This window comes from Haloferax gibbonsii, assembly GCF_001190965.1.
GTDB lineage: Archaea > Halobacteriota > Halobacteria > Halobacteriales > Haloferacaceae > Haloferax > Haloferax gibbonsii.
The window spans coordinates 595,588-616,821 of the sequence record NZ_CP011947.1 but is presented as its reverse complement, the minus strand read 5'-3'; the positions used below and the strand labels follow the sequence as shown (position 1 = coordinate 616,821).

Below are 21,234 nucleotides of genomic sequence, written 5' to 3'. Positions count from 1 at the left end.
TCACCGAATAACGTCGGTTCGAGCGGTTTTGATACGGCGACACACGGGCGGAGCGAGTCGTACAGATTAAAGGGCGTCAGGCGCGGCAGTACGCACGGTGAACGGAAGATATGGGCGACCTCCCCGACGAGTTTAACTGTACTATCACGAACTGGGAGTACATCTACGGCCTCTGCCGCGACGTTTCGGACGAGGTCAAGACATCCGAGTTCGAACCCGACGTCATCGTCGCGTTGGCCCGCGGCGGCTGGTTCGCCGGCCGCTGCATCTGTGACTTCCTCGGGTTGGACGACCTGACGAGCCTGAAGATGGAACACTACGTCGGGACGGCCCAGAAATCGAACGAGCCGGAGGTGCGCTACCCGATGCCGGAAGGCAGCGTCGAGGGCAAGGACGTGCTCATCATCGACGACATCGCCGACACCGGCGGCTCCATCAAGCGCGCACACGAGTACGTCAACGAGCGCAACGCGGGCGAGGTCCGGACCGCGACGCTCCAACTCCTCCAGACCAGCGAGTTCGAACCCGACTACGTCGGCGAGCGCCTCGAAGAGTGGGCGTGGGTCGTCTACCCGTGGAACTTCATCGAGGACATGATAGACCTCACCTCGGGCGTCATGGCGAAGGCCGACGACGACACCTTCGAACTCGAAGACGTCCGCCACTACCTCGCGGAGTTCCACGACGTGGACCGCATCGAGATGGAAATCGCCCAACCCGACCGGATGCCGGAAGTCATGTCCGAGATGGAGCGCCGCGGCTACGTCGAGTCCACCGGTGACGGCGCGTGGCGACTCCTCGAAAACGACGGCGTCGGGGCCTGAACGCGGACGCGTTCGGTTCGGCCCGTTTTCGTTCGACTGCTTCGACGCTGTTGAATCCACCTGAGTTTGATAGAACCGATTAGTCGGGTGAACGACCATCGAATCGGACGGGCGTCCGGCGGTCGGTCGCTCAGGCACCCATGTTCGCCACTTTCTCGGCGAACTCGGCGTGGAGGTCGGCGTGGTGATGGACGATTTTCCACTCGCCCTTCTCCTGCCGGTAGACGTTGGTCGTCCGGCCCTCCAGGGACATGGGTTCACCCGCAAAAGTCCACGACACCGACTCGGTGCAGAGTTCGTACGCAGCGTCGCCGATGACGCGGATGACCTGGTCCGCTCGGATGACCGTGCCATCCGCACTCGCCGATGCGACTCCGGCGAAGGACCCAGAGACGGCCTCCCAACCCTCTTCCCGTCCACCGATTGGGTGCATGGTCGTCACGTCGTCCTCGTGTGACCAGATGTCCGCCATGGAGTCGGCATTCCCGTTCGCCATCGCTTCCAGCGCCCCGTAGAACTGGTCGGATGCGGCTCGGACGCCGGCTTCGGCTGCTACGCGTTTTGTAGACATTACAAACCTCAAGGTAACGACGGCTCCAGAGGATATATACTAAATCTATGATATTTCGTACGGTCATCTATTTCGGACGTTTCGCCGGGAGGAGCCCGACTCCTCGTTTCGACCGGAGTGAGAGAGTGGCTGTACACGTCGGTAGCGGACTGCTCGAACCGACGCTGGATGCGAGACTCGCACCCCGTATTCAGCACGGTCTCGACAAACTGTCACCAGCCTTGAATTTCAACAGAGCCGCGTGTCCGACTGCTTCGACCGTCGGCTTCAACGCCCCTCCGACCGCTCACACTCGACCGCCGCCCGGACTCGTCCGAAGCGAAACGTTCGTTTGCGTGACGGACCTCGGCACGCGCATGTCGCTGTTTTCTATCTTCGTCACCGCGCTCCTGCCGATTCTCGCCATCGGCGCGGTGGGGTTCGCCCTCGGCCGCGCCCGCGACGTGGACCCCGAGCCGCTCAACACGGTCACGGTGTACGTCCTCGCGCCGGTCCTCGTGTTCTACAGCCTCGCGACGACCGAACTCGCCGGCGAGACGCTGGCGACCATCACCGCCGGCGTCGTCGTCTACCACGTCGCCATGCTCCTCGTCGCGGGCGGCATCGCCCGACTCGCGGGCGTCTCCGAACCGCTTCTCGGCGCGCTCGTCCTCGTCGCCGCCTTTCCGAACTCAGGGAACTACGGCATCCCCGTCAGTTCGTTCGCCTTCGGCGACACCGGCCGCTCGACGGCCGTCGTCTACCTCGCCGTCCAGAGCGTCCTCATCTACACGCTGGGCGTGTACATCGCCGGACGAGGGACCGACCGCGACGACGGCGCGCCGGGATGGCGCGTCGGCCTCGAACGCATCGTCCGCATCCCGCTCGTCTACGCCGTCGTCGCCGCGCTCGCGGCTCGCTGGCTCGGTGTCGTCCCGCCGACGGGCGTCCCCGCGATGGAGACGCTCAGGCTCGTCGGCGACTCGTCGATTCCGATGATGCTCCTCATCCTCGGCATCCAACTCGCGGGGGCCGACCTCGGCTCGACGCTCTCGGAGGTCGGCGTCGTCGCCGCGCTCAAGATAGTCGTCGCGCCCGCGGTCGCCGTCAGCGTCGCGCTCGTCGCCGGTTTCGGCGACCCGACGGTCGCGCGGACGTTCGTCCTCGAATCCGCGATGCCCGCCGCGGTCACGCCGCTCATCCTCGTCGCGGAGTTCGGCGACGCCACCGGAACCGGCTCGGCCACCTCGCTCGCCGAGTTCGTCTCCGCGGCCGTCTTCGCGACGACCCTCCTCAGCGTGCCCGCGCTCTCGGTGCTTATCTACCTCTTGAACCACGGCTTCGTGGTGTAGGCCCCGTTTCGCCACGATTTTGTGCGCTCTCTCCCACCTCCGAGTATGAAGATCGGATTCATCGGTGGCAGCGGTATCTACGAGGCGCTCCCGCTGGAGAACACCCGCGAGGAACCCGTCGAGACGCCCTTCGGCGAGCCCTCGACGACGCCCGTCGTCGGCGAGTTCGGCGACACCGGCCGCGAGGTCGTCTTCCTCCCGCGACACGGCCCCGACCACCAGCACTCGCCGACGACGCTCCCCTACCGCGCGAACATCTTCGCGCTCAAGAAACTGGGCGTCACCCACGTCCTCGCCAGCAACGCCGTCGGCAGTCTCAAAGAGGACCTGCCGCCGCAGACGCTCGTCGTCCCCGACCAGATTTACGACCGCACGAAACACCGCCCGCTTACGTTCTTCGACGAGGGCATCGTCGTCCACCAGCCCTTCGCGATGCCGTACGACGAGGAACTCGTCTCCATCCTCGCCGAGGCCGCCGAGGAGGCGACCGACGCGCGGGTCCAAGCGGGCGGCACCTACGTCTGCATCGAGGGTCCCTCGTACTCCACGAAGGCCGAAAGCGAGCACTACCGCGCGCAGGGCTGGGACGTCATCGGCATGACGACCATCCCCGAGGCCAAACTCGCCCGGGAGGCCGAGATGGCCTACGCGACCATCACCGGCGTCACCGACTACGACGTCTGGAAGGAAGACAGCGAAGTCACCCTCGACGAGGTGCTGAAGAACGCCGCCGCCAACGAGGAGGCAATCAAGGAGACCGTCGAGGCCGCCATCCGCAAGATACCCGACGGCCACGAGACCGACAGCCACGCCGCGCTCGAAGGGACCATCAACACGCCCGACGAGGCCATCCCCGCCGAGACGAAAGAAAAGCTCGCGCCGCTCATCGACAAGTACGTCGACTGAGCCGGCGCTTCAGTCGTTCAGTTCTGCGGATTCTTCCGAACCGTCCTCCGGCACCGGGACCTCGCGTTCACCGCGCGCCGCCTCGTCGTCCGGCGAGAACTCGACCGCGTGACAGCGTTCGCAGTACTCGTTTTCCCCGCGGTCAGTCGTCGCGAGCGGGATGCCCGCGACGACGAGTTGTGTGCTGAACTCCCGAGCGACGCCGCTGTCGTCCGACTCGCCGCAGACGACGCACTCGCGGACCGCCCGCGGCGACGTGACCACCTCGCGGACGCGGCCGAACGAGGTCGGACTGTACGAGACGTAGCCGGGGAAGTAGCAGTGCAACCAGAAGATGGGCAAGAAAAACAGGAGCGCCCACGTCCAGATGGCAGACTGGGGAAACAGAATCGCCGCCGCGAGCGCCGCGAACAACGTCGACGTGACGAGCGAAACCGCGACCGTCAACCGCCGGAGCGTGCTGGAGAGCAGGGTCGGATGGGACACGTCCGAGAGTGACGGCGGGTCCGATAAAATAGCTAGTCGTCCGCGATGGCCTCGGCTTCGAGTTCGGGGTCGTCGGCGTCGTCATCGGTATCGTCGGAGCCGTCGACGGCCGTCTCGGCTTCCGACGCGTCAGTTCCGTCGGCGTCCGGGTCGACCTCCGACCCCGCGCCGGGGTCGGCGTCGAACACCTCGGGGTTCCGAATCCAGAGGTCGCCGAACAGGTCGTCCTGCTTGAGGTAGACCGTGCTCCGGTGGGACAGAAACAGGAGCGCGAGATAGGTCGTCATCACCGTGTCGGCCACGTCGCGGACCTCGGCGAACAGCACCTCGTCACGGCCCTTCTGGTAGTGCGTCGCGAGCACGTCGCCGACGGCTTCGACGACCGCCTCGATGTCCTCGTTGTGGGCGGTCCCGGTCACGTCGTCCTCCGTGGGTTCGCCCGCGCCGCGCATCTCGCCGGGCGTGTGGTAGTCGAGCGTCTGCGTCCCGCGGGAGAAGCCGCGCGGCGATTCCGAGGTGTCGTACTCGCGGCGGCGCTTCCACCACGACCCGCGTTCGACCTCCCGGAGTTCGCGGACGAGTTCGTCCAGCGTTTCGGGCGACCCGCGGGCCTGCTTGCGTTCGAGTCGGCGGTCCATCTCGTCTTCCAGCGCGTCGATGGGGTCGAAACCGGGCGGCCCGCCGTCGTCGTCGCCGGGGTGACCTTCGTCGCCGCCGCCCTGTAAGGCGAGTTCCCACGGTTCGAGTTCCTCCTCGTCGGGTTCGTCCGGCGCGAGGAGTTCGTCGGACTTCATGCGCAGGAGGACGCTCGCGTAGAACAGCGCCCGCCCGGTCGTCCGGAGGTCCATCGCGTCGAGGCGGTTCAGGAAGGCGTCTGTGACCTCCACGATGTCGATGTCCCACGGGTCGATGGTGCCCTCTTTTGCGAGTTGGACGAGGAGTTCGACCGGTTCGACCTCGTCGTCGTCGGTCTCCGAGACGTCCTCCGGGAGGACTTCGTCCATCGCGTCGGGTTCGGTGGGGCCGGCGGAGTCGGCGGCGTCCGGAGTGGTGTCGGCCGCGGAACCCGACTCGGCGTCGTCGCCGCCGAACGAGAAGACCGCGTCGTCATCGTCATCCTCGTCGCTCGCATCGCGCTCGCCACGCCCGCGAGAGAGGTTCAGTTCGGGGATGTCGTCAGTCATCCGCCGGAACCTCCGCTTCCACGTCCGCGTCGGCTCCGCCGCCGTCACCACCGTCGGCATCGTCGCCGTCGTCGTCGCTTCCGCTGTCGTCGCCGTCGAATCCGTCCGCATCGCCTCCATCGCTTCCGGGGCCGTCGTCGCCGCCGAACTGGATACCCGTGACGGCGCTGACGTTGTCGCCCTGCATCGTCACGCCGATGGCGCGCTCGGCGCGTTCGAGCAGCGCGGAGCGGTGCGAGACGACGACGAACTGGGCGTCGCCCGCGAGGTCGTCGACCATCTGGCCGACGCGCTCGGCGTTCGCGGCGTCGAGGAAGGCGTCCACCTCGTCGAGCGCGTAGAACGGCGCGGGGTTGTGCCGCTGGATTGCGAAGATGAACGCGAGCGCCGTCAGCGACTTCTCGCCGCCGGACATGGCGTCGAGGCGCTGGATGGGCTTGTCGCCCGGCTGGGCCTTCATCGTCAGGCCCTCCTCGAATGGGTCTTCCGGGTTCTCCAACTGGAGGTGGCCCGTCCCGTTCGACAGGCGCTCGAAGATGTCGGTGAAGTTCTCGGCGATGGCGTCGAACGACTCCATGAACGTCGCCTTCTTCTGGGACTCGTACTGGTCGATGCGGTCGGCGATGGCGTCGCGCTCTTCGACCAGCACGTCGCGGCGCTCCTGGAGGGATTCGAGGTCGGCCTTCACGTCGTCGTACTCGTCGATGGCGAGCATGTTGACCGGTTCGAGTTCCTCCATCTCCTCCGTGAGCCGCTCGATTTCGGACTCGACGGTGTCGTGGTCGGGAATCTCGTCGGGGTCGTAGTCGCCGACCTGCGACTCGAGTTCGTCGATTTCCCACTCGAGGCGCTCCGCGGCCGAGCGCATGCTTTCGAGCTTCGATTCGACCGCGTTCACCCGGTCTTTCTTCTCGTCGCGGGCGCTCCGAGCCTCCCGGAGGTCGCCCTGGAGCTCCGTGCGGTCCTCCTTGAGGTCGACCAGTTCCTCCTCGAGTTCGGCGACCGCCTCGCGCTTTGCTTCGAGGTCGCCCTCGCGCTCCTCGATTTTCGACTCCGCCTCGGAGATGGACTTCCGGGCCTCAGCTTTGCGGTTCTGGGCGGCCTCGACCGTGTCGTGGAGGTCGTCGACCGCGTCTTCCGCGTACTGCTTTTCGAGTTGAATCTCGTTGAGCCGGCCGTCGAGCGTGGACATCCGGTCTTCGAGGTCGTCGATGTCCGCGCGAATGTCGTCGGCGCGGGCGGTGAGTTCCGGAATCTCGGAGTCCGCGAGTTCGGTCTCGATGTCCTCGATTGCGGCCTCGACCGTCTCGATTTCGTCGTCGAGGTCGGCGATTTCGTCGTCGAGGTCGGACATCTGTTCGTCCACCGACTCGCGTTCGGACTGGAGTTCGTCGAGGCGGTCGTCGAGGCGGTCGATTTCGGCTTCGGCGTCCTCGATGTCCTCCTCGGCGTCCTCGATTTCGCGCTCGATGGTCCGGACGCGGTCGGCGGCGTCGGAGGCCCGGCCGCGGGCGTCGTCGAGGTCGTCGTCGATGTCCCGAATCTCGTCGTTGAGCGAGCGACGGCGGTCTTCGAGCTTCGTGATTTCCTTCGCGAGGCGTTCGAGTTTGCCCTCGCCGGACTTCGAAAAGGAGTAGCGAGAGCCGCCGCCGGAGCCGCCGGTCATCGCGCCGGAGCGCTCGACGAGGTCGCCGTCGAGGGTGACCATGCGGTAGTCGCCCATCAGGTCGCGGGCGGTCTCCATGTCCTCGACGACGAGCGTCGAGCCGAGGACGTACGAGAAGACGGACTCGTACTGGCTGTCGTAGTCGACGAGGTTGCGCGCGAAGTCGACGACGCCGGGGTTGTTGGGCTTGCGCGGCAGGCTCCGGTTGTCCATCTTCGTGATGGGCAGGAACGTCGCGCGGCCCGCGTTGCGGGACTTCAGGTGGTCGATACAGGACGACCCCACGCCGTCGTCGTCGACGACGACGTTGGCGAGGCGGCCGCCGGCGGCCGTCTCACACGCCTTGGCGTACTCGCCGTCGACGGAGCCGAGTTGGCCGACCGCGCCGTGAACGCCGGAGATGCCGGCGTTGAGGATGGTCGTGACGGCTCGGGGCCAGGAGTTGTCGCCGTCCTTCCCGGCGCGGGCTTCGAGGCGGGCGTACTCGGACTGCTTGGTCTGGAGTTCGTCCGTGACCTCCGAGAGTTCGTCGTTCAGTTCGGCCTTCTCGGCCTGCAGGTCCTCGATGACGCCGTCTATCTTCGCCTTGTTCTTCTCGGCGGTGTCGAGTTCGCTGTGCAGGTCGGAGACCGTCGCCTTCAGTTCGGGGATGCGCTCGCGGGCGCGTTCGAGTTCGTCCCGCGTCTCCGAGATCTGGTTCGAGCGGCGGCGCGCGTCGTCGAGCAGGCGGTCCTTGGCGCGCTGGCGGTCGTTCTTCTCGTCTTTGAGCTCGTCGAGCGTCTCCTTTCTCGCCGCGAGTTCGGACTTCAGTTCGTCGAACTCGGTGTCGACCGAGTCGATTTCGGCCTGCACCTCGGAGAGTTCGACCCGCTTGGACTGGATGTCGCTTTTGACCGACGCCTTCTCGACTTTGACCTCGCGGATGTCGTCTTCGAGGTCGTCGATCTGTTCTTGCTTGCGGTCGATGTCGACGAACGCCTTCCGGCGCTCGGCCTCGGCGTCGTCGCGCTTTTCCTCGGCGGCCTCGATGGCGTTTTCGAGCCGGGAGATGTCGCCTTTTATCTCCTCCATCTCCGACTTGATGCGGAGCTGTTCGTCCTCGCCCTTGCGCTCGATTTCGCGGGTGAGGTCTTCGAGGTCCTCTTCGAGACGGGTGACCTTGCCCTGTCGCTCGTCGAGTTCGGCCTGTAGGTCTTCGAGGTCGGCCTCCGTGGACTCGATGCGCGATTCGGTCCGCGAGAGGTCGTCGCGCTTGTCTTCGAGCTCCGCGGCCTTCAGGTAGCCCTCGTACTCTTCTTTCTCCTCGCGGAGTCCCTTGTAGGTGAGCGCGGTCTCGCGCTCGTCGGCGAGTTGGTCGAGGCGCGTCTCCTTTTCCTCGATGCGGAGGTCCGCCTCGTCGACGCGCTCTTCGACCGCCTCCAACTCCTCGAAGGCGGCGTCTTTCTTCTCGTCGAACTCGGCGACGCCCGCGATTTCGTCGATGATGCCCCGCCGCTGGTAGGGCGTCATGTTGATTATCTCGGTCACGTCGCCCTGCATGACGACGTTGTAGCCCTCGGGGGTGATGCCCGCCTGGGCGAGCAGGTCCTTGATGTCCGAGAGGTTGACGGAGCGCTCGTTGAGGTAGTAGTACGAGTAGTAGTTGTCCGGCGTCTCCTTGACGCGGCGCTTGATGGTTATCTCCTCGACGTCGCCGACCTTGTCGGTGCCGGCGGCGTTGACGACCTGCGACCGGTCGAGCGTCCCCTCGGAGTTGTCGAGGACGACCGTGACGCTGGCCTCCTTGGGCTGTTTCGCGGCCTCGTCGCTCCCGTCGGCGTGGCCGGGATTGTAGATGAGGTCCGTCAGCTTCTCGGCGCGAATCCCGCGGGTGCGGGCGAGACCGAGCGCGAAGAGGACGCCGTCGATGATGTTCGATTTGCCGGAACCGTTCGGGCCCGTAACGACCGTGAAATCCTCGTAGAACGGGATGCGAGTCGGCCGCCCGAAGCTCTTGAAACCGTCAAGGACGAGCTCTTTGATGTGCATGGGTTGGTGTTCACGCGGGCGACGCCCGCAGGTGGAGCGCGCCGCATGAACACGGGGCGCGCTCGCGTCGGACGGCGCGCCCGATTACGCGACGATGATGTCGTCGTCGGGGGTCTCGCCGTCGCCTTCGTCAGTCTCGTCGGTCTCGTCCGGTTTAGTCTCATCGCCGTCGGCCGGCGCCGCCTCGTCGGCCTCGGCGGGCTCCGCGGCGGACTCGGCTTCGGTCTCCCAGTCGCCGCGGCGGGTCGCGGCCCGCGAGGGGACGTCCACGTCGTTGGCGTCTTCGAGCTGGCGAAGCCGTTCTTTGGTCTCGACGAGTTCCTCGGTGAGCCCGTTCACGGCGGCCTGCAGTTCTGCGACTTTGGATTCGAGTTCCTCCACCCGGTTACTCATGGGTAACATAGCCCCTCGCGTGAGACATAAATGTGCGTCAGACAATCACCGAAAATGTGATACGTGTGCGGGCGACCCCGCCTTCGAACGCTCGCCGCCGCCGCCTCAGTCCCGGTACGACTCGGTCGTCGTCTGCCGGAGCGAGCGGACCGCCTCGAGGTACGCTTCCCGACTGCGCTTTTCTGCTTTCGCCGCGCGGACCTCAGCCATCGCCTCGGGGCTCGTGAGCAGGTCGACCAGCGTGCAGGCGGTGAGTTTCGCCGGGATGACGTACGCCATCTCCTCGTCGACGACCCGGAAGTCCCGGGCGTGAATCGCGCCCTCGAAGCCGCCGGTCCACGGGTGGATTCCGGGGACGAGCTGCGTGATGTCGCCCATGTCCGTCGAGCCCGAGAGGTGGGCGTGGCCCTCGTCGACGGCGTCGGGGCCGACGACGTCGCGGGCGTTCTCGTCGTAGAACGCGACCATCGTCTCGTCGGTCCGAAGCGGCATGTAACCGGGGTAGTCCTCGATTTCCACGTCGCCGCCGACGCCCATCGCGCCGGAGGCGAGCGCCCGGTTGACCGACTCGTTCGCCTCGGAGACGGCCTCGACGGAGGCCGCGCGGACGTACGACTCCATCGTCACCTCTGCGGGGACGACGTTGACGCCGTCGCCGCCGCGGGTGATGATGGGGTGGACGCGGACGTGGTCCTCGTCGCGGAAGCGCTCGCGCTGGGCGTGGACCGCGTTCATCCCGAGCATCGCGGCGTTGAGCGCGTTGACGCCCTCTTCGGGGGCCGCGCCGGCGTGCGCCTCGGCCCCGCGGTAGGTGACGAACTTGCCGACGAACCCGTTCGTCGAGAAGTCGCTCGTAATCGTCCGCTCGGGCGTGTCGCTGCCGGCGTGCATCATCGCGGCGGCGTCCCAGTCGTCGACGTAGCCGCGGCGGATGAGCTCCTGTTTGCCGCCGAAGAACTCGATGTCGCCCGCTTCGAGCAGGTCGCGGCGGTAGTCGAGGTCGAGATACTCCTCGGCCGGGACGGCGACGAACTCGACCGCACCGTCGAGGTCGTCGACGACGCCGCTTTCGACGAGGCCGAAGGCGGTCCCGACGAGGTGCGCGAGCTGGGCGTTGTGGCCGCAGGCGTGGACCGCGCCGGTCTCGGGGTCCGCCATCGGGTGGTCCGGGTTGACGAGCGCGTCGAGTTCACCGAGGACGGCCGCGACGAAGTCTCCCTCGCCGGCTCTGGCGCGCGCGCCGGTAATCGCCAGTTCCGTCTCCACGTCGAGGTCGAGGTCCTCGAAGAGAGAGACGACCTTCTCGGTCGTCTTGACCTCCTTGTAGCCGAGTTCCGGTTCGGCTTGCACGTCCTTCGCGAAGGCGATGATTTCGTCGGCGCGGTCGTCGATAGCGTCGCAGACGCGGGTTTTGAGGTCTGCAGTCATCTGAGTCGCGTGTCGAGACGGGGCGGGAGGTGATAAGTGACGCCGCCAAGGGGCGAAGCTGCGGCCGGTCCCGTTAGTCTTTAGCCCACCGCCGTCGAAGCGCGCCCAATGACTGCGCAAGCGCTCGAACAGCGCGAACTCGCGGTCGTCATCGGGTTGGAGGTCCACGTTCAACTCGAGACGGCCACGAAGATTTTCTGTAGCTGTTCGACCGAGCCTGCCGAGGACGAGGAGCCGAACACCCGCGTGTGCCCCGTCTGTCTCGGGCTGCCGGGCGCGCTCCCGGTGCTCAACGAGGCGGCGGTGGAGTCGGCGGTCAAAATCGGCAAGGCGCTGAACGCCGATATCGCCGAGGACACCCGCTTCCACCGGAAGAACTACTACTACCCCGACCTGCCCAAGAACTTCCAAATCACCCAGTACGACGCGCCCATCTGCGCCGACGGGACGCTGGAGGTGTCCGTCGAGGGCACCCGCCGGGACATCGGCATCACGCGCGCCCACCTCGAAGAGGACCCCGGCAGCCTCCAGCACAAAGGCGGCAGCATCGACACGGCGGACTACACGCTCGTCAACTACAACCGCGCCGGCACGCCGCTGGTCGAAATCGTCACCGAGCCCGACTTCCGGAGCCCCCAGGAGACCCGCGCGTTCCTCGCGAAGCTCGAAGAGGTGCTCGAATACCTCGGCGTGTTCGACGCCACCCGCGACGGCTCGCTCCGCATCGACGCCAACATCTCGCTCGTCCCCGCCGACGAGGTCGACGACGACGGCTCGATTTCCGACGAGGCGCTCGAAGCGGCCAACCGAACCGAGGTCAAGAACATCTCCAGCCACAAGGGCGCAGAGAAGGCGCTGGCCTACGAGGTCACCCGCCAGAAGAACGCCATCAAGCGCGGCCGCGCCGTCGAACAGGAGACGCGCCACTGGGACGAGTCCCGCGGCATCACCGTCTCGATGCGCTCGAAGGAAGAAGAAAAGGACTACCGCTACTTCCGCGAGGCCGACCTCCCGCCGCTGCAGGTCGCCCACTGGAAGGAGGAGATTCCGATTCCGGAACTCCCCGACGCCCGCCGCGAGCGCTTCCACACCGAGTACGGCATCGACGAGGAGTCCGCCTCGAAGCTCACCTCGACCAAGGAGGTCGCCGACTTCTTCGAGGACGTGGCCGCCGAGTTCGACGCCGACCTCGCCGCGACGTGGGTCGCCGACAACCTGCTCGGCGAACTCAACTACCGCGACATGCACATCACGGACGTGTCGGACCGCCTCGACGAGTTCACGCGGCTGGTCGAACTCGTCGACGCCGACGAGGTGACGACGAAGAACGCCGAGGAAATCGTCCTCCGCGAGATGCTCGACGAGGGCAAGGACCCCGACACCATCGTCGACGAAGAAGGGCTCGGCAAGGCCGACGACGACGAAATCGGCGGCTTCGTGCAGGAAGCCATCGACGAGAACCCCGACGCCGTCGAGGACTACCACGACGGCGAGGGCGGCGCGCTGAACTTCCTCGTCGGGCAGGTCATGCAGAAGTCCAAGGGGAGCGCCGACCCCGGCACGGTGAACCAGTTGCTCCGCGAGCGACTGGACGAATAACCGACCGTCTTCGGTTTCTCTTCTCCGCGACGAGCGGCCGTTTCCTGTCAGGCCCGGCGAGCGTGACTACGACCAGTCGTCGTCATCGTCGCGCCCGAACAGCATCGCCGACCCGAGGACGACCGCGAACCACGTCAGGGCCTCCTCGGCCGCCGGCGACGCCGGAAGCGGGCGGTCCACGCCGGTCCGGTAGACGAGGAAGTAGTCGCCGTCGAGTTCGAACACTCGTGCGCCCGCGCTCGCCGACCAGAGTTCGTGGTCCGCCGTCGCCGACCCGTCTTCGATAGCCGCCCACGCGGTCGGGTATCGGTCCGGGGGGCGGGCCACGTCGTCCAGCGCCGCCGCGGCCGAGACGCGCGCCGTCGAGAGGACGTACCGGCCGTCCTCCCACGTCGCTTCGCGCTCGAAGACCCGGCCGTCGTAGTAGACGAGATACAGTTCGTCGGCGTCGAGGTGCCCGGAGCCGGATTTCACGTCGGGGTGGTCCACCGCGAGCGACCCGTTCAGGGTCGCGGCCTCCAGCGCGCAGTAGCGCGTCACCGACGACCCGACCGAGCAGGCGAAGCCGTCGATGCCGTGCCACAGGTCGGAGCGCGCATCACGGTCGGGCACGACGAGTCGGTCGTCCTCGACCCCGATTTCGGCTGACTCGTAGGTGTACGTCGGTCCGGTGAGCCCGAGCGTCGGGCCCCAAAGCGGCGTGAGAATCAGGAGGACCGCGAGGCCGAGACGGAGGTGTTCGGTGGAGGGCTGTCGCATGGCGCTCCCTTCCGACCCGTCGAGGAAAGTCGTTCTGCTGTCAGGTCAGCCGGTGGAGGGCGATGGTGGCCGAGACTAGTCGTCACCCGGCGCCGGCGTCGCCCCGCGGTCGAGGACGCCCTCGCGCCACGTGCCGAGCCGGAACCACGCGACGGCGACGGCGAAGGAGGTGACGGCACCGACGACGTACGCCCACCAGAGGCCTTCGACGCCCCACGCGAGACCCGAGACGGTGCCGACGACCGGGAGGGAGACGGTCCACGTGAACGCGACCGCGAGGGCGACCGGGACGCGGAAAATCCACCGCGAGAGGAACGACAGCGCCATCGCGGCCTTCGTGACGCCCGCGCCGCGGAACGCTCCCTGAATCACCATCACGCCGCCGAAGAACGCCCACGACGGGGCGACGATGCGGAGGAACGTCACGCCCGCGTCGATGACCGGCTGTTCGTCGATAAAGAGACGCATCGCCTCGGCCGGGAAGGCCATGACGAGACCCGCGGCGGCGAAGAGCAGCCCCATCGTCCCCGCCATCGCGGTCCACGCGACCGAGGCGGCCCGGTCGGGCGTTCGCGCGCCGAGGTTCTGGCCGACGCCGGTCGCCGTCGCCTGTCCGACCGCGCCGGAGACGGTCCACGAGACGGACATGAGGCGGACGCCGATGCCGTAGGCCGCGGTCGGCGTCGGTCCGAACCGAGCGACGAACGCCGCCATCACGACCGCGGAGAAGCTCCGCGCCCAGCCGTCGAGCGTCGCGGGATAGCCGATATCGACCAGCTTTCTGAGGCGCTCGGGGTCGGGTCGGAGGTCGGTGGGGCGGAGTCTGACTCCCCAGTCGCCGCGCAGGAGGATGTAGACGCCGGCGGCCGTCGCGAACAGTCGGGCGACGAGCGTCGCAATCGCCGCGCCGCGGGTCCCCATCCCCGCGATTGGGCCCCAGCCGATGATGAGAATCGGGTCGAGGACGACGTTGAGGCCGGCGGAGGCGACCATGAGCCACATCGCGGTCTTCGTGTCGCCCGCGCCCTGTAGCGCCGCCCGGAACGCGAAAAACAGGAACGTGAGCGGGAGCGAGAGGAAGATGACCTCGATGTAGGCGAGCGCCTCGGTGAAGACGGCTCCCTCCGCGCCGATGAGTTCCAAAAGCGGATGTCTGAACGCGAAGCCGGCGACGGCGAGGACGACCGACACGGCGAGGGTGAGAAGCACCGTCTGGCCGACGACGCGGTCGGCCTCGCGGTCCTCGCCCGCGCCGACGTGCTGCGAGACGAGGGCGATGGTCGCCGCGGTGATTCCCATCGCGGTCGAGACGAACATCCAACTCGTCGGGAACATGAGCGAGACGGCGGCGACGGCGTCCGCACCGACGCGGCCGACCCAGAACACGTCCGCGAGGTTGTACAGCGTCTGGAGGAGGTTTCCCGCGACGAGCGGCCACGAGAGCGAGAGCAGTTTGGGCGCTATCGCCCCCTCGGTCATGTCGACTCGCGAGTCACCCGACACGGTCTCAGGTTCGGCGGGCGGAGGTTATCGCTTCTGGTGTCACGCGGCGTCGCGGCCGCATCGGCGAACACACACCTTCGCGCGCGAAGCGCGCTCACCCGCACGCCCGTATCCGCGCGCGTTGAGGCGTCTACACCCCGAATTCGGCACGAAAGGTTTAGGACAACCCCCGACATATCGCCGCTCAATGAGTAGGGGTCCGGAACTCATCATCACCGAGAAGGACAACGCCGCGAGGCGCATCGCCGACATCCTGAGCGGCGAGACCGCCTCCGCGGAGCGAATGAACGGCGTGAACGTCTACAAGTGGGGCGGCAAGCGCTGCATCGGGCTGTCGGGCCACGTCGTCGGCGTGGACTTCCCGCCGGAGTACAACGACTGGCGCGACGTGGAGCCGGTCGAACTCATCGGCGCGCCCGTCGAGAAACACCCCACGCAGGAGAACATCGTCGCCGCGCTCCGCCGGCTCGCCCGCCGCGCGGGGACGGTCACCATCGCGACCGACTACGACCGCGAGGGTGAACTCATCGGGAAAGAGGCGTACGAGCTCGTCCGCGACGTGAACGAGGACGTGCCCGTCGACCGCGTGCGGTTTTCCTCCATCACGAAGCGCGAGGTGACGGAGGCGTTCGAGAACCCCGACGACCTCGACTTCAACCTCGCCGCGGCGGGCGAGGCCCGACAGATTATCGACCTCGTCTGGGGGGCCGCGCTCACGCGCTTCCTCTCGCTTTCGGCCCGCCAGCTCGGCAACGACTTCATCTCGGTCGGTCGCGTGCAGGGACCGACGCTGAAGCTCATCGTCGACCGCGAGCGCGAAATCGAGGCGTTCGACCCCGAGGACTACTGGGAGCTGTTCTCCAAGCTGACGAAGGACGCCGACGGCGACGCCGAGTCCTTCGAAGCGCAGTACTTCTACCTCGACGACGACGGCACCGAAGCCGAGCGCATCTGGGACGAGGAGTCCGCGGAGTCGGCCTACCAGACGCTTCTCGGCGTCGAGTCCGCGGAAGTCGCGTCGGTCAACCGCCGCACGCGGACCGACACGCCGCCCGCGCCGTTCAACACCACGCAATTCATCCGCGCCGCCGGCTCCATCGGCTACTCCGCCCAGCGGGCGATGAGCATCGCCGAGGACCTCTACACGGCCGGTTACATCACCTACCCGCGGACCGACAACACGGTGTACCCCGACGACCTCGACCCGCGCGAACTGCTCGGCGCGTTCGAGGGCGACCGCCGGTTCAAGGAGGACGCCGAATCCCTCCTCGAACAGGAGGAAATCGAGCCCACCGAGGGCGACAACGAGACGACAGACCACCCGCCGATTCACCCGACCGGCGAACTCCCCTCGGCGTCCGACCTCACCGAAGACGAGTGGGACGTCTACGAACTCGTCGTCCGACGCTTCTTCGCCACCGTCGCCGAGGACGCCGTCTGGGAGCACCTCCGCGTCGTCGCCGAGGTCGAGGGGCTCTCGCTGAAGGCCAACGGCAAGCGCCTGCTCGAAGCGGGCTACCACGACGTCTACCCGTACTTCAACTCCACCGAGTCGTTCGTGCCGGACGTCGAGGAAGGCGAGTCGCTCGTGCTGTCCGACACGCACCTCGACGCCAAGCAGACCCAGCCCCCGCGGCGCTACGGCCAGTCGCGGCTCATCGAGACGATGGAACAGATGGGCATCGGGACGAAGGCGACCCGCCACGACGTGATTCAGAAGCTCTACGACCGCGGCTACATCGAGAGCGACCCGCCGCGACCGACCCGGCTCGCGCGGGCGGTCGTGGAGGCCTCCGAGGACTTCGCGAAACTCATCGTCAGCGAGGAGATGACCTCGCAGCTCGAATCCGACATGCTGGCCATCGCCCGCGGCGAGGCCACCCTCGAAGACGTGACCGAAGAGTCCAAAGAGATGCTCCAGGACGTGTTCGAGGGGCTGATGGAGTCCCGCGAGGAGCTCGGTAAACAGCTCCAAGACTCGCTGAAAGCCGACAAGACGGTCGGAACCTGTCCCGAGTGCGGCGGCGACCTCGTCGTCAGAAAGAGCCGCCGCGGCTCGTACTTCATCGGCTGTGACTCCTATCCCGACTGCACCTACACGCTCCCGCTTCCCTCCACGGGCAAGCCGCTCATCATGGAGGAGTCCTGCGAGGAACACGACCTCCACCACATCAAGATGCTCGCCGGGCGCAAGACGTTCGTCCACGGCTGCCCGCTCTGTAAGGCCGAGGAGGCCGACGAGGAAGACGACCTCGTCATCGGAACGTGTCCCGAATGTGGAGACGAACACGACGGCGACCTCGCCATCAAGCGCCTCCGGTCTGGCTCCCGGCTCGTCGGCTGTACCCGCTATCCCGACTGCGACTACTCGCTGCCGCTGCCCCGGCGCGGCGACATCGAGGTGACGGACGAGTCCTGCGAGGAACACGACCTGCCAGAACTCCGGATTACGTACGAAGGCGACCGCGAACCGTGGGAACTCGGCTGTCCCATCTGCAACTACCGAGAGTATCAGGCCCAGCAGAACGGCGAGGGCGGCTCCGACCTAGAGAGCATCAGCGGTATCGGCGCGAAGACCGCCGAGAAACTGAAAGACGCCGGCATCGAGGACGTGAAGACGCTGAAGGCGTCCGAACCCGACGACATCGCGGCAAAAGTCGAGGGCGTGGGCGCGGATACGGTTCGGAAGTGGCAGACCGCGGCGGACTGAACGACAAACCGTAACGTCACAGACACGAACCGGCCGATACCACCCGAACCCTCATTTCATCCGCACGCTTTTTACGCCCCCTCAAGCAAAGAGCGACCAATGAGCTATCCGTGGGAAGACTGGGATCATATCACCAAAATCGACCCTGACAAGGACCTCGTCGACGGCGAGACGTTCGAAGACGTGTGTGAGACGGGCACCGACGCCCTCGAAATCGGCGGCACGCTCGACATCACAGAGGAGAAGATGGAGCGCGTCATCGAGGCGACCTCGAAGTACGACGTGCCAATCTACCAGGAGCCGTCGAACCCCGGCGTCGTCATCGACGACGACGCGCTTGACGGCTACCTCATCCCGACGGTGTTCAACGCGAGCGACTCGTTTTGGATCACCGGCGCGCACAAGGAGTGGGTCCGCATCGAAGACGGCCTCGACTGGGACCGGACCCACACCGAGGCATACATCGTGTTGAACCCCGAGTCGTCGGTCGCCGAGTACACCGACGCCGACACCGACCAGTCCGCCGAGGACGTGGCCTCCTTCGCCCGCGTCGCCGAGAAGATGTTCGGCCAGAAAATCATCTACGTCGAGTACTCCGGCACCTACGGCGACCCCGAGAAGGTCGGCGCGGCGCACGACGCGCTCGACGACGCGACGCTGTTCTACGGCGGCGGCATCCACGACTACGACACCGCCTACGAGATGGGTCAGCACGCGGACGCGGTCGTCGTCGGCAACCTCCTGCACGACGAGGGCGTCGACGCGGTCCGCGAGACGGTCGAGGGCGCGAAGGACGCGACGGCCGAACTCGTCGCGGAGTAATCCCCACGGGCGCGGTTTCGTCTTCTACGCCGACTCCATCGACTCGGCCGACCCCGAGTTCACGCCGCCAGCGTGTGACTGCCGAGACGCATCGACGCCGAGCGCCGACGCGTTCGGCGCGCCGCGACCGAGGAGCGTCGCCGACGCGACGAGAAAGCAGAACGACGCGGTCGCGGCGAGCGCGGTGCCGACGGCCGGCACCGCGGCGCAGAGGGAGACGAGCAGGCCGGCCACGAAGCCGACGAGCGCGACCCCAGAGGCGACGCCGATAAACGAGCGGTCGAACGCGATGTCGCGCGCGACCGGAATCGCCGCGGCGAGCGACCCCTCGCGGGCGAGGGCGACCGTGGCGGCCACCGAGAGATACGAGCCCATCAGTGCCGCGAGGCCGGCCGCGACGAGACCGACGGTTTCGAGCGCGGAGAGGCCGAGGAGCCCGAGCATCGCCGGATTGGTCGCATACGTGAGCGTCGCAAGCGAGAGTCCGGAACCCGGAAGCGCGGCGGTCGCGAGGCCGACTGCGGGGAGTTGGAGCGCGACGAGCGCGGCCGAGAGACGAGCGCCGTCGGCGACCATGTCGGTGTAGTCGTCGAACGACGGGAGCGCGGTCGCGTCGCGGTCGCCGGCGCGAACGAGGCGGACCACGTAGCCCGCAAGGAGAACGCCCGCGAGCGGCGTGGCGAACGACGCGAGCGTCGCGAGGACGCCGACGAGCGTCGTATCGAACGAGGTGTCTTCGGCGAGCGGGAGGGCGAACGCGGCTTCGAGGTCTGAAACGTCCATGTCCGAGGCGAGGTGGCCGCGGGTTCGGATATAAACCTCAGTATCGGAGCCGCCGCGGTGGAAGGGAGAAGCGATTCCGATTCACTCCTCGTCGGTCGGCTCACCGTCCCAGTAGCCGACTTCGGCGTCTCGCGGGTAGTAGCCGTGGAGCGTCCGGGCGTTCTTGTCGCCGCCCGGCGGGGCGCCGCAGAACACCCCGACTTTGTCGGAGTCCGGGTAGCCCGTCACGTCGGGGTGGTTCATGGTCGAGAGCGCGAGGTACCGGAGCGGTTCGTCGCCGTCGTTCTCGATTTGTCTCGCGTAGTCGGCACCGGCGGGGAGCGCGACGTAGGTATCCGGTTCGAGGTCGAGGTCGGCCGCGCCCTCTCGTGTCCGGAGCGTGCCCGTTCCGGAGAGCACGTACAGCGCCTCTTCGTTACCTTCGTGGTAGTGTGTCGGCCACGGGCGCTTCCCCGGCGGGACCTCGTAGAGCGAGCAGCCGAGGTCGCGGCCGCCGGCGCGTTCGGCGAGTCGCTTCCGGCGGAACGCGAAGCGGTCGCCTCGCTCGCTTTCGGACCAGTCGAGGTCGGCGACGCGGGCGGCGTTGGGTGCCGGGCCGGACTCCGAGGAAGCGTCCGCGTCGGTTCGTGGTTCGTCCGCCGGCGCGTCCGGTGAGTCGGGAGCCATACCGGGAGGACACGCGCAGCGAACTAAGTACCACGGTACCACAGACCCCGTCAACGAGTACCCCGCATCGTCCCGCTTCTCGGTGGATTCGACACTCGAACGCGTCCGAGCGAGGCGAAGACACGATGTTTAAGACGAACGGTCGGGAACCACGTCGTATGCGAAACCGAACGTACACGGCCGACGCCGAACCCGGTGACACGGTCACCGTCGCCGGCTGGGTCCACGAAGTTCGTGACCTCGGCGGCATCGCGTTTCTGATTCTCCGGGACACCTCCGGCAAGATTCAGGTCAAGTTCGAGAAAGACGAGATGGACGACGACCTCGTCGAGACGGGTCTCGGCGTCCACCGCGAGAGCGTCATCTCCGTGACCGGCGAGGTCGCGGAAGAGCCCCGCGCGCCGACGGGCGTCGAAGTCACGCCCGAGAGCCTCGACGTCATCGCCGAGGCCGAAGCGCAGCTCCCGCTCGACCCCTCCGGCAAGGTCGACGCCGAGCTCTCGACGCGCCTCGACAACCGCACGCTCGACCTCCGCAAGGACGAGGTCAAGGCCATCTTCGAGATTCGCGCCGAGGTCCAGCGCGCCGTCCGCGAGCAGTTCCGCGACCTCCGCGCCACCGAGATCAACACGCCGAAAATCGTCGCCACGGGGACCGAGGGCGGCACCGAGCTCTTCCCCATCACGTACTTCGGCAAGGAAGCGTTCATGAACCAGTCGCCGCAGCTGTTCAAGCAGCTGATGGTCGGTTCCGGACTCGAACGCGTCTTCGAGGTCGGCCCCATCTTCCGCGCCGAAGAGCACAACACGCCCCGCCACCTCAACGAGGCGACCTCCATCGACTTCGAGTCGGCGTTCATCGACCACACCGAGGCGATGGACGTGTGCGAGGCCGTCGTCAAGGCCGCCTACGAGGCCGTCGAGGAGCACTGCCAGGACGAACTCGAAGCGCTCGGTCTCGAAGACGAGTTCGAAGCGCCGTCCGGCGAGTTCCCGCGGCTCAGCTACGAGGAGGCCATCCAGCGCATCAACGCCACGGGCAAGCTCGACGAGCAGCTCGTCTGGGGCGACGACCTCCCCACCGAAGGCGAGAAGGCGCTCGGCGAGGACGTCGGCGAGCACTACTTCATCACCGACTGGCCCAGCGAGATCAAGCCGTTCTACATCAAGGACCACGACGACGACGAGACGCTCTCGACGGGCTTCGACATGATGCACCCGAACATGGAGCTCGTCTCGGGCGGCCAGCGTGAACACCGCTTCGACCACCTCGTCGCCGGCTTCGAGCAGCAGGGCCTCGACCCCGACGCGTTCGAGTACTACACGAAGATGTTCAAGTACGGCATGCCCCCGCACGCCGGCTTCGGACTCGGCGGCGAGCGACTCATCATGACGATGCTCGGACTGGAGAACATCCGGGAAGCGGTTCTGTTCCCGCGCGACCGGCAGCGCCTGTCGCCCTAGGCGACGGCGCAACACGAGCGCCGGAGAACGCCACGCGTTGCGAGTGAGCTCCCGCGCGACTGCCACCATCTGAGCCCGTACGGGCGAAGACGCACCCACCGACGCGCCCCAT

At 67.0% G+C, this 21,234-nt stretch carries 17 protein-coding genes; 7 read left to right on the top strand and 10 right to left on the bottom strand.

Annotated elements, in window-relative coordinates:
• The first annotated feature begins 110 nt into the window (after nucleotides 1-110).
• Nucleotides 111-824, top strand: a complete 714-nt coding sequence (locus ABY42_RS03300) for a phosphoribosyltransferase (RefSeq protein WP_004972873.1) — start codon at nucleotides 111-113, stop codon at nucleotides 822-824.
• A 130-nt stretch (nucleotides 825-954) separates the two neighbouring features.
• Here ABY42_RS03300 and ABY42_RS03295 read toward each other — a convergent pair whose 3' ends face one another.
• The gene (locus ABY42_RS03295; protein WP_231608298.1) at nucleotides 955-1,395 is read right to left on the bottom strand and encodes a YybH family protein; all 441 of its coding nucleotides are present in this window, start codon (nucleotides 1,393-1,395) and stop codon (nucleotides 955-957) included.
• Nucleotides 1,396-1,730: 335 nt separating this feature from the next.
• Between ABY42_RS03295 and ABY42_RS03290 the strand changes: the two genes are divergently transcribed.
• Nucleotides 1,731-2,726 (top strand): AEC family transporter, encoded by a 996-nt coding sequence (locus tag ABY42_RS03290; protein WP_050458714.1) that lies wholly within the window; start codon nucleotides 1,731-1,733, stop codon nucleotides 2,724-2,726.
• Nucleotides 2,727-2,771: 45 nt separating this feature from the next.
• Nucleotides 2,772-3,632, top strand: a complete 861-nt coding sequence (gene mtnP / locus ABY42_RS03285; RefSeq protein WP_004972879.1) for an S-methyl-5'-thioadenosine phosphorylase — start codon at nucleotides 2,772-2,774, stop codon at nucleotides 3,630-3,632.
• A gap of 9 nt (nucleotides 3,633-3,641) precedes the next feature.
• Here mtnP and ABY42_RS03280 read toward each other — a convergent pair whose 3' ends face one another.
• The 5 genes from ABY42_RS03280 to ABY42_RS03260 all read right to left on the bottom strand — a co-directional run bounded on the left by ABY42_RS03280 (nucleotide 3,642) and on the right by ABY42_RS03260 (nucleotide 10,817).
• Nucleotides 3,642-4,118, bottom strand: a complete 477-nt coding sequence (locus tag ABY42_RS03280; protein WP_050458713.1) for a hypothetical protein — start codon at nucleotides 4,116-4,118, stop codon at nucleotides 3,642-3,644.
• 32 nt (nucleotides 4,119-4,150) lie between these two features.
• Nucleotides 4,151-5,302: a segregation and condensation protein A gene (locus ABY42_RS03275; protein ID WP_049905013.1), complete on the bottom strand. Its 1,152-nt coding sequence runs from the start codon at nucleotides 5,300-5,302 to the stop codon at nucleotides 4,151-4,153.
• Nucleotides 5,295-8,996: a chromosome segregation protein SMC gene (smc, locus tag ABY42_RS03270; protein ID WP_050458712.1), complete on the bottom strand. Its 3,702-nt coding sequence runs from the start codon at nucleotides 8,994-8,996 to the stop codon at nucleotides 5,295-5,297. Before smc ends, ABY42_RS03275 begins: the two co-directional genes overlap by 8 nt.
• Nucleotides 8,997-9,080: 84 nt before the next feature.
• Nucleotides 9,081-9,389, bottom strand: a complete 309-nt coding sequence (locus ABY42_RS03265) for a DUF7518 family protein (RefSeq protein WP_004972887.1) — start codon at nucleotides 9,387-9,389, stop codon at nucleotides 9,081-9,083.
• Nucleotides 9,390-9,494: 105 nt separating this feature from the next.
• Nucleotides 9,495-10,817, bottom strand: a complete 1,323-nt coding sequence (locus ABY42_RS03260; RefSeq protein ID WP_004972888.1) for an amidohydrolase — start codon at nucleotides 10,815-10,817, stop codon at nucleotides 9,495-9,497.
• Between the two features lie 108 nt (nucleotides 10,818-10,925).
• Between ABY42_RS03260 and gatB the strand changes: the two genes are divergently transcribed.
• A complete protein-coding gene (gene gatB / locus ABY42_RS03255) occupies nucleotides 10,926-12,416 on the top strand; it encodes an Asp-tRNA(Asn)/Glu-tRNA(Gln) amidotransferase subunit GatB (protein WP_004972890.1) in 1,491 nt (496 codons plus the stop codon).
• A gap of 66 nt (nucleotides 12,417-12,482) precedes the next feature.
• Here gatB and ABY42_RS03250 read toward each other — a convergent pair whose 3' ends face one another.
• Both ABY42_RS03250 and ABY42_RS03245 read right to left on the bottom strand, forming a co-directional pair.
• Nucleotides 12,483-13,175 carry a hypothetical protein gene (locus ABY42_RS03250; RefSeq protein ID WP_050458711.1) on the bottom strand — a complete coding sequence of 231 codons (693 nt, stop codon included), beginning with the start codon at nucleotides 13,173-13,175 and terminating at the stop codon, nucleotides 12,483-12,485.
• 75 nt (nucleotides 13,176-13,250) lie between these two features.
• A complete protein-coding gene (locus tag ABY42_RS03245; protein ID WP_331458222.1) occupies nucleotides 13,251-14,678 on the bottom strand; it encodes an MATE family efflux transporter in 1,428 nt (475 codons plus the stop codon).
• Nucleotides 14,679-14,865: 187 nt separating this feature from the next.
• Here ABY42_RS03245 and ABY42_RS03240 point away from each other — a divergent pair, with 187 nt between their 5' ends.
• Together ABY42_RS03240 and ABY42_RS03235 are read left to right on the top strand one after the other, a co-directional pair.
• Nucleotides 14,866-17,388: a DNA topoisomerase I gene (locus ABY42_RS03240; protein ID WP_004972896.1), complete on the top strand. Its 2,523-nt coding sequence runs from the start codon at nucleotides 14,866-14,868 to the stop codon at nucleotides 17,386-17,388.
• A gap of 99 nt (nucleotides 17,389-17,487) precedes the next feature.
• The gene (locus ABY42_RS03235; protein WP_050458710.1) at nucleotides 17,488-18,210 is read left to right on the top strand and encodes a phosphoglycerol geranylgeranyltransferase; all 723 of its coding nucleotides are present in this window, start codon (nucleotides 17,488-17,490) and stop codon (nucleotides 18,208-18,210) included.
• Nucleotides 18,211-18,234: 24 nt separating this feature from the next.
• On the opposite strand, the gene ABY42_RS03230 is transcribed toward ABY42_RS03235, so the two are convergent.
• Entirely contained in the window at nucleotides 18,235-18,993 is a 759-nt protein-coding gene (locus tag ABY42_RS03230; RefSeq protein WP_004972899.1) for a DUF4013 domain-containing protein, read from the bottom strand.
• A gap of 81 nt (nucleotides 18,994-19,074) precedes the next feature.
• A complete protein-coding gene (locus ABY42_RS03225; protein ID WP_004972906.1) occupies nucleotides 19,075-19,659 on the bottom strand; it encodes a cupin domain-containing protein in 585 nt (194 codons plus the stop codon).
• A 158-nt stretch (nucleotides 19,660-19,817) separates the two neighbouring features.
• Here ABY42_RS03225 and aspS point away from each other — a divergent pair, with 158 nt between their 5' ends.
• Nucleotides 19,818-21,122 carry an aspartate--tRNA(Asn) ligase gene (aspS, locus tag ABY42_RS03220; RefSeq protein WP_004972908.1) on the top strand — a complete coding sequence of 435 codons (1,305 nt, stop codon included), beginning with the start codon at nucleotides 19,818-19,820 and terminating at the stop codon, nucleotides 21,120-21,122.
• Nucleotides 21,123-21,234 lie beyond the last annotated feature (112 nt).

What these genes read in the sequence shown, in the direction of transcription:
- ABY42_RS03240 (WP_004972896.1), top strand. Translation starts at nt 14,866, where the DNA reads ATGAGTAGGGGTCCGGAACTCATCATCACCGAGAAGGACAACGCCGCG.
- ABY42_RS03275 (WP_049905013.1), bottom strand. Translation starts at nt 5,302, where the DNA reads ATGACTGACGACATCCCCGAACTGAACCTCTCTCGCGGGCGTGGCGAG.
- gatB (WP_004972890.1), top strand. Translation starts at nt 10,926, where the DNA reads ATGACTGCGCAAGCGCTCGAACAGCGCGAACTCGCGGTCGTCATCGGG.
- ABY42_RS03225 (WP_004972906.1), bottom strand. Translation starts at nt 19,659, where the DNA reads ATGGCTCCCGACTCACCGGACGCGCCGGCGGACGAACCACGAACCGAC.
- ABY42_RS03250 (WP_050458711.1), bottom strand. Translation starts at nt 13,175, where the DNA reads ATGCGACAGCCCTCCACCGAACACCTCCGTCTCGGCCTCGCGGTCCTC.
- smc (WP_050458712.1), bottom strand. Translation starts at nt 8,996, where the DNA reads ATGCACATCAAAGAGCTCGTCCTTGACGGTTTCAAGAGCTTCGGGCGG.
- ABY42_RS03300 (WP_004972873.1), top strand. Translation starts at nt 111, where the DNA reads ATGGGCGACCTCCCCGACGAGTTTAACTGTACTATCACGAACTGGGAG.
- ABY42_RS03235 (WP_050458710.1), top strand. Translation starts at nt 17,488, where the DNA reads ATGAGCTATCCGTGGGAAGACTGGGATCATATCACCAAAATCGACCCT.
- mtnP (WP_004972879.1), top strand. Translation starts at nt 2,772, where the DNA reads ATGAAGATCGGATTCATCGGTGGCAGCGGTATCTACGAGGCGCTCCCG.
- ABY42_RS03265 (WP_004972887.1), bottom strand. Translation starts at nt 9,389, where the DNA reads ATGAGTAACCGGGTGGAGGAACTCGAATCCAAAGTCGCAGAACTGCAG.
- ABY42_RS03260 (WP_004972888.1), bottom strand. Translation starts at nt 10,817, where the DNA reads ATGACTGCAGACCTCAAAACCCGCGTCTGCGACGCTATCGACGACCGC.
- ABY42_RS03230 (WP_004972899.1), bottom strand. Translation starts at nt 18,993, where the DNA reads ATGGACGTTTCAGACCTCGAAGCCGCGTTCGCCCTCCCGCTCGCCGAA.
- ABY42_RS03295 (WP_231608298.1), bottom strand. Translation starts at nt 1,395, where the DNA reads ATGTCTACAAAACGCGTAGCAGCCGAAGCCGGCGTCCGAGCCGCATCC.
- aspS (WP_004972908.1), top strand. Translation starts at nt 19,818, where the DNA reads ATGCGAAACCGAACGTACACGGCCGACGCCGAACCCGGTGACACGGTC.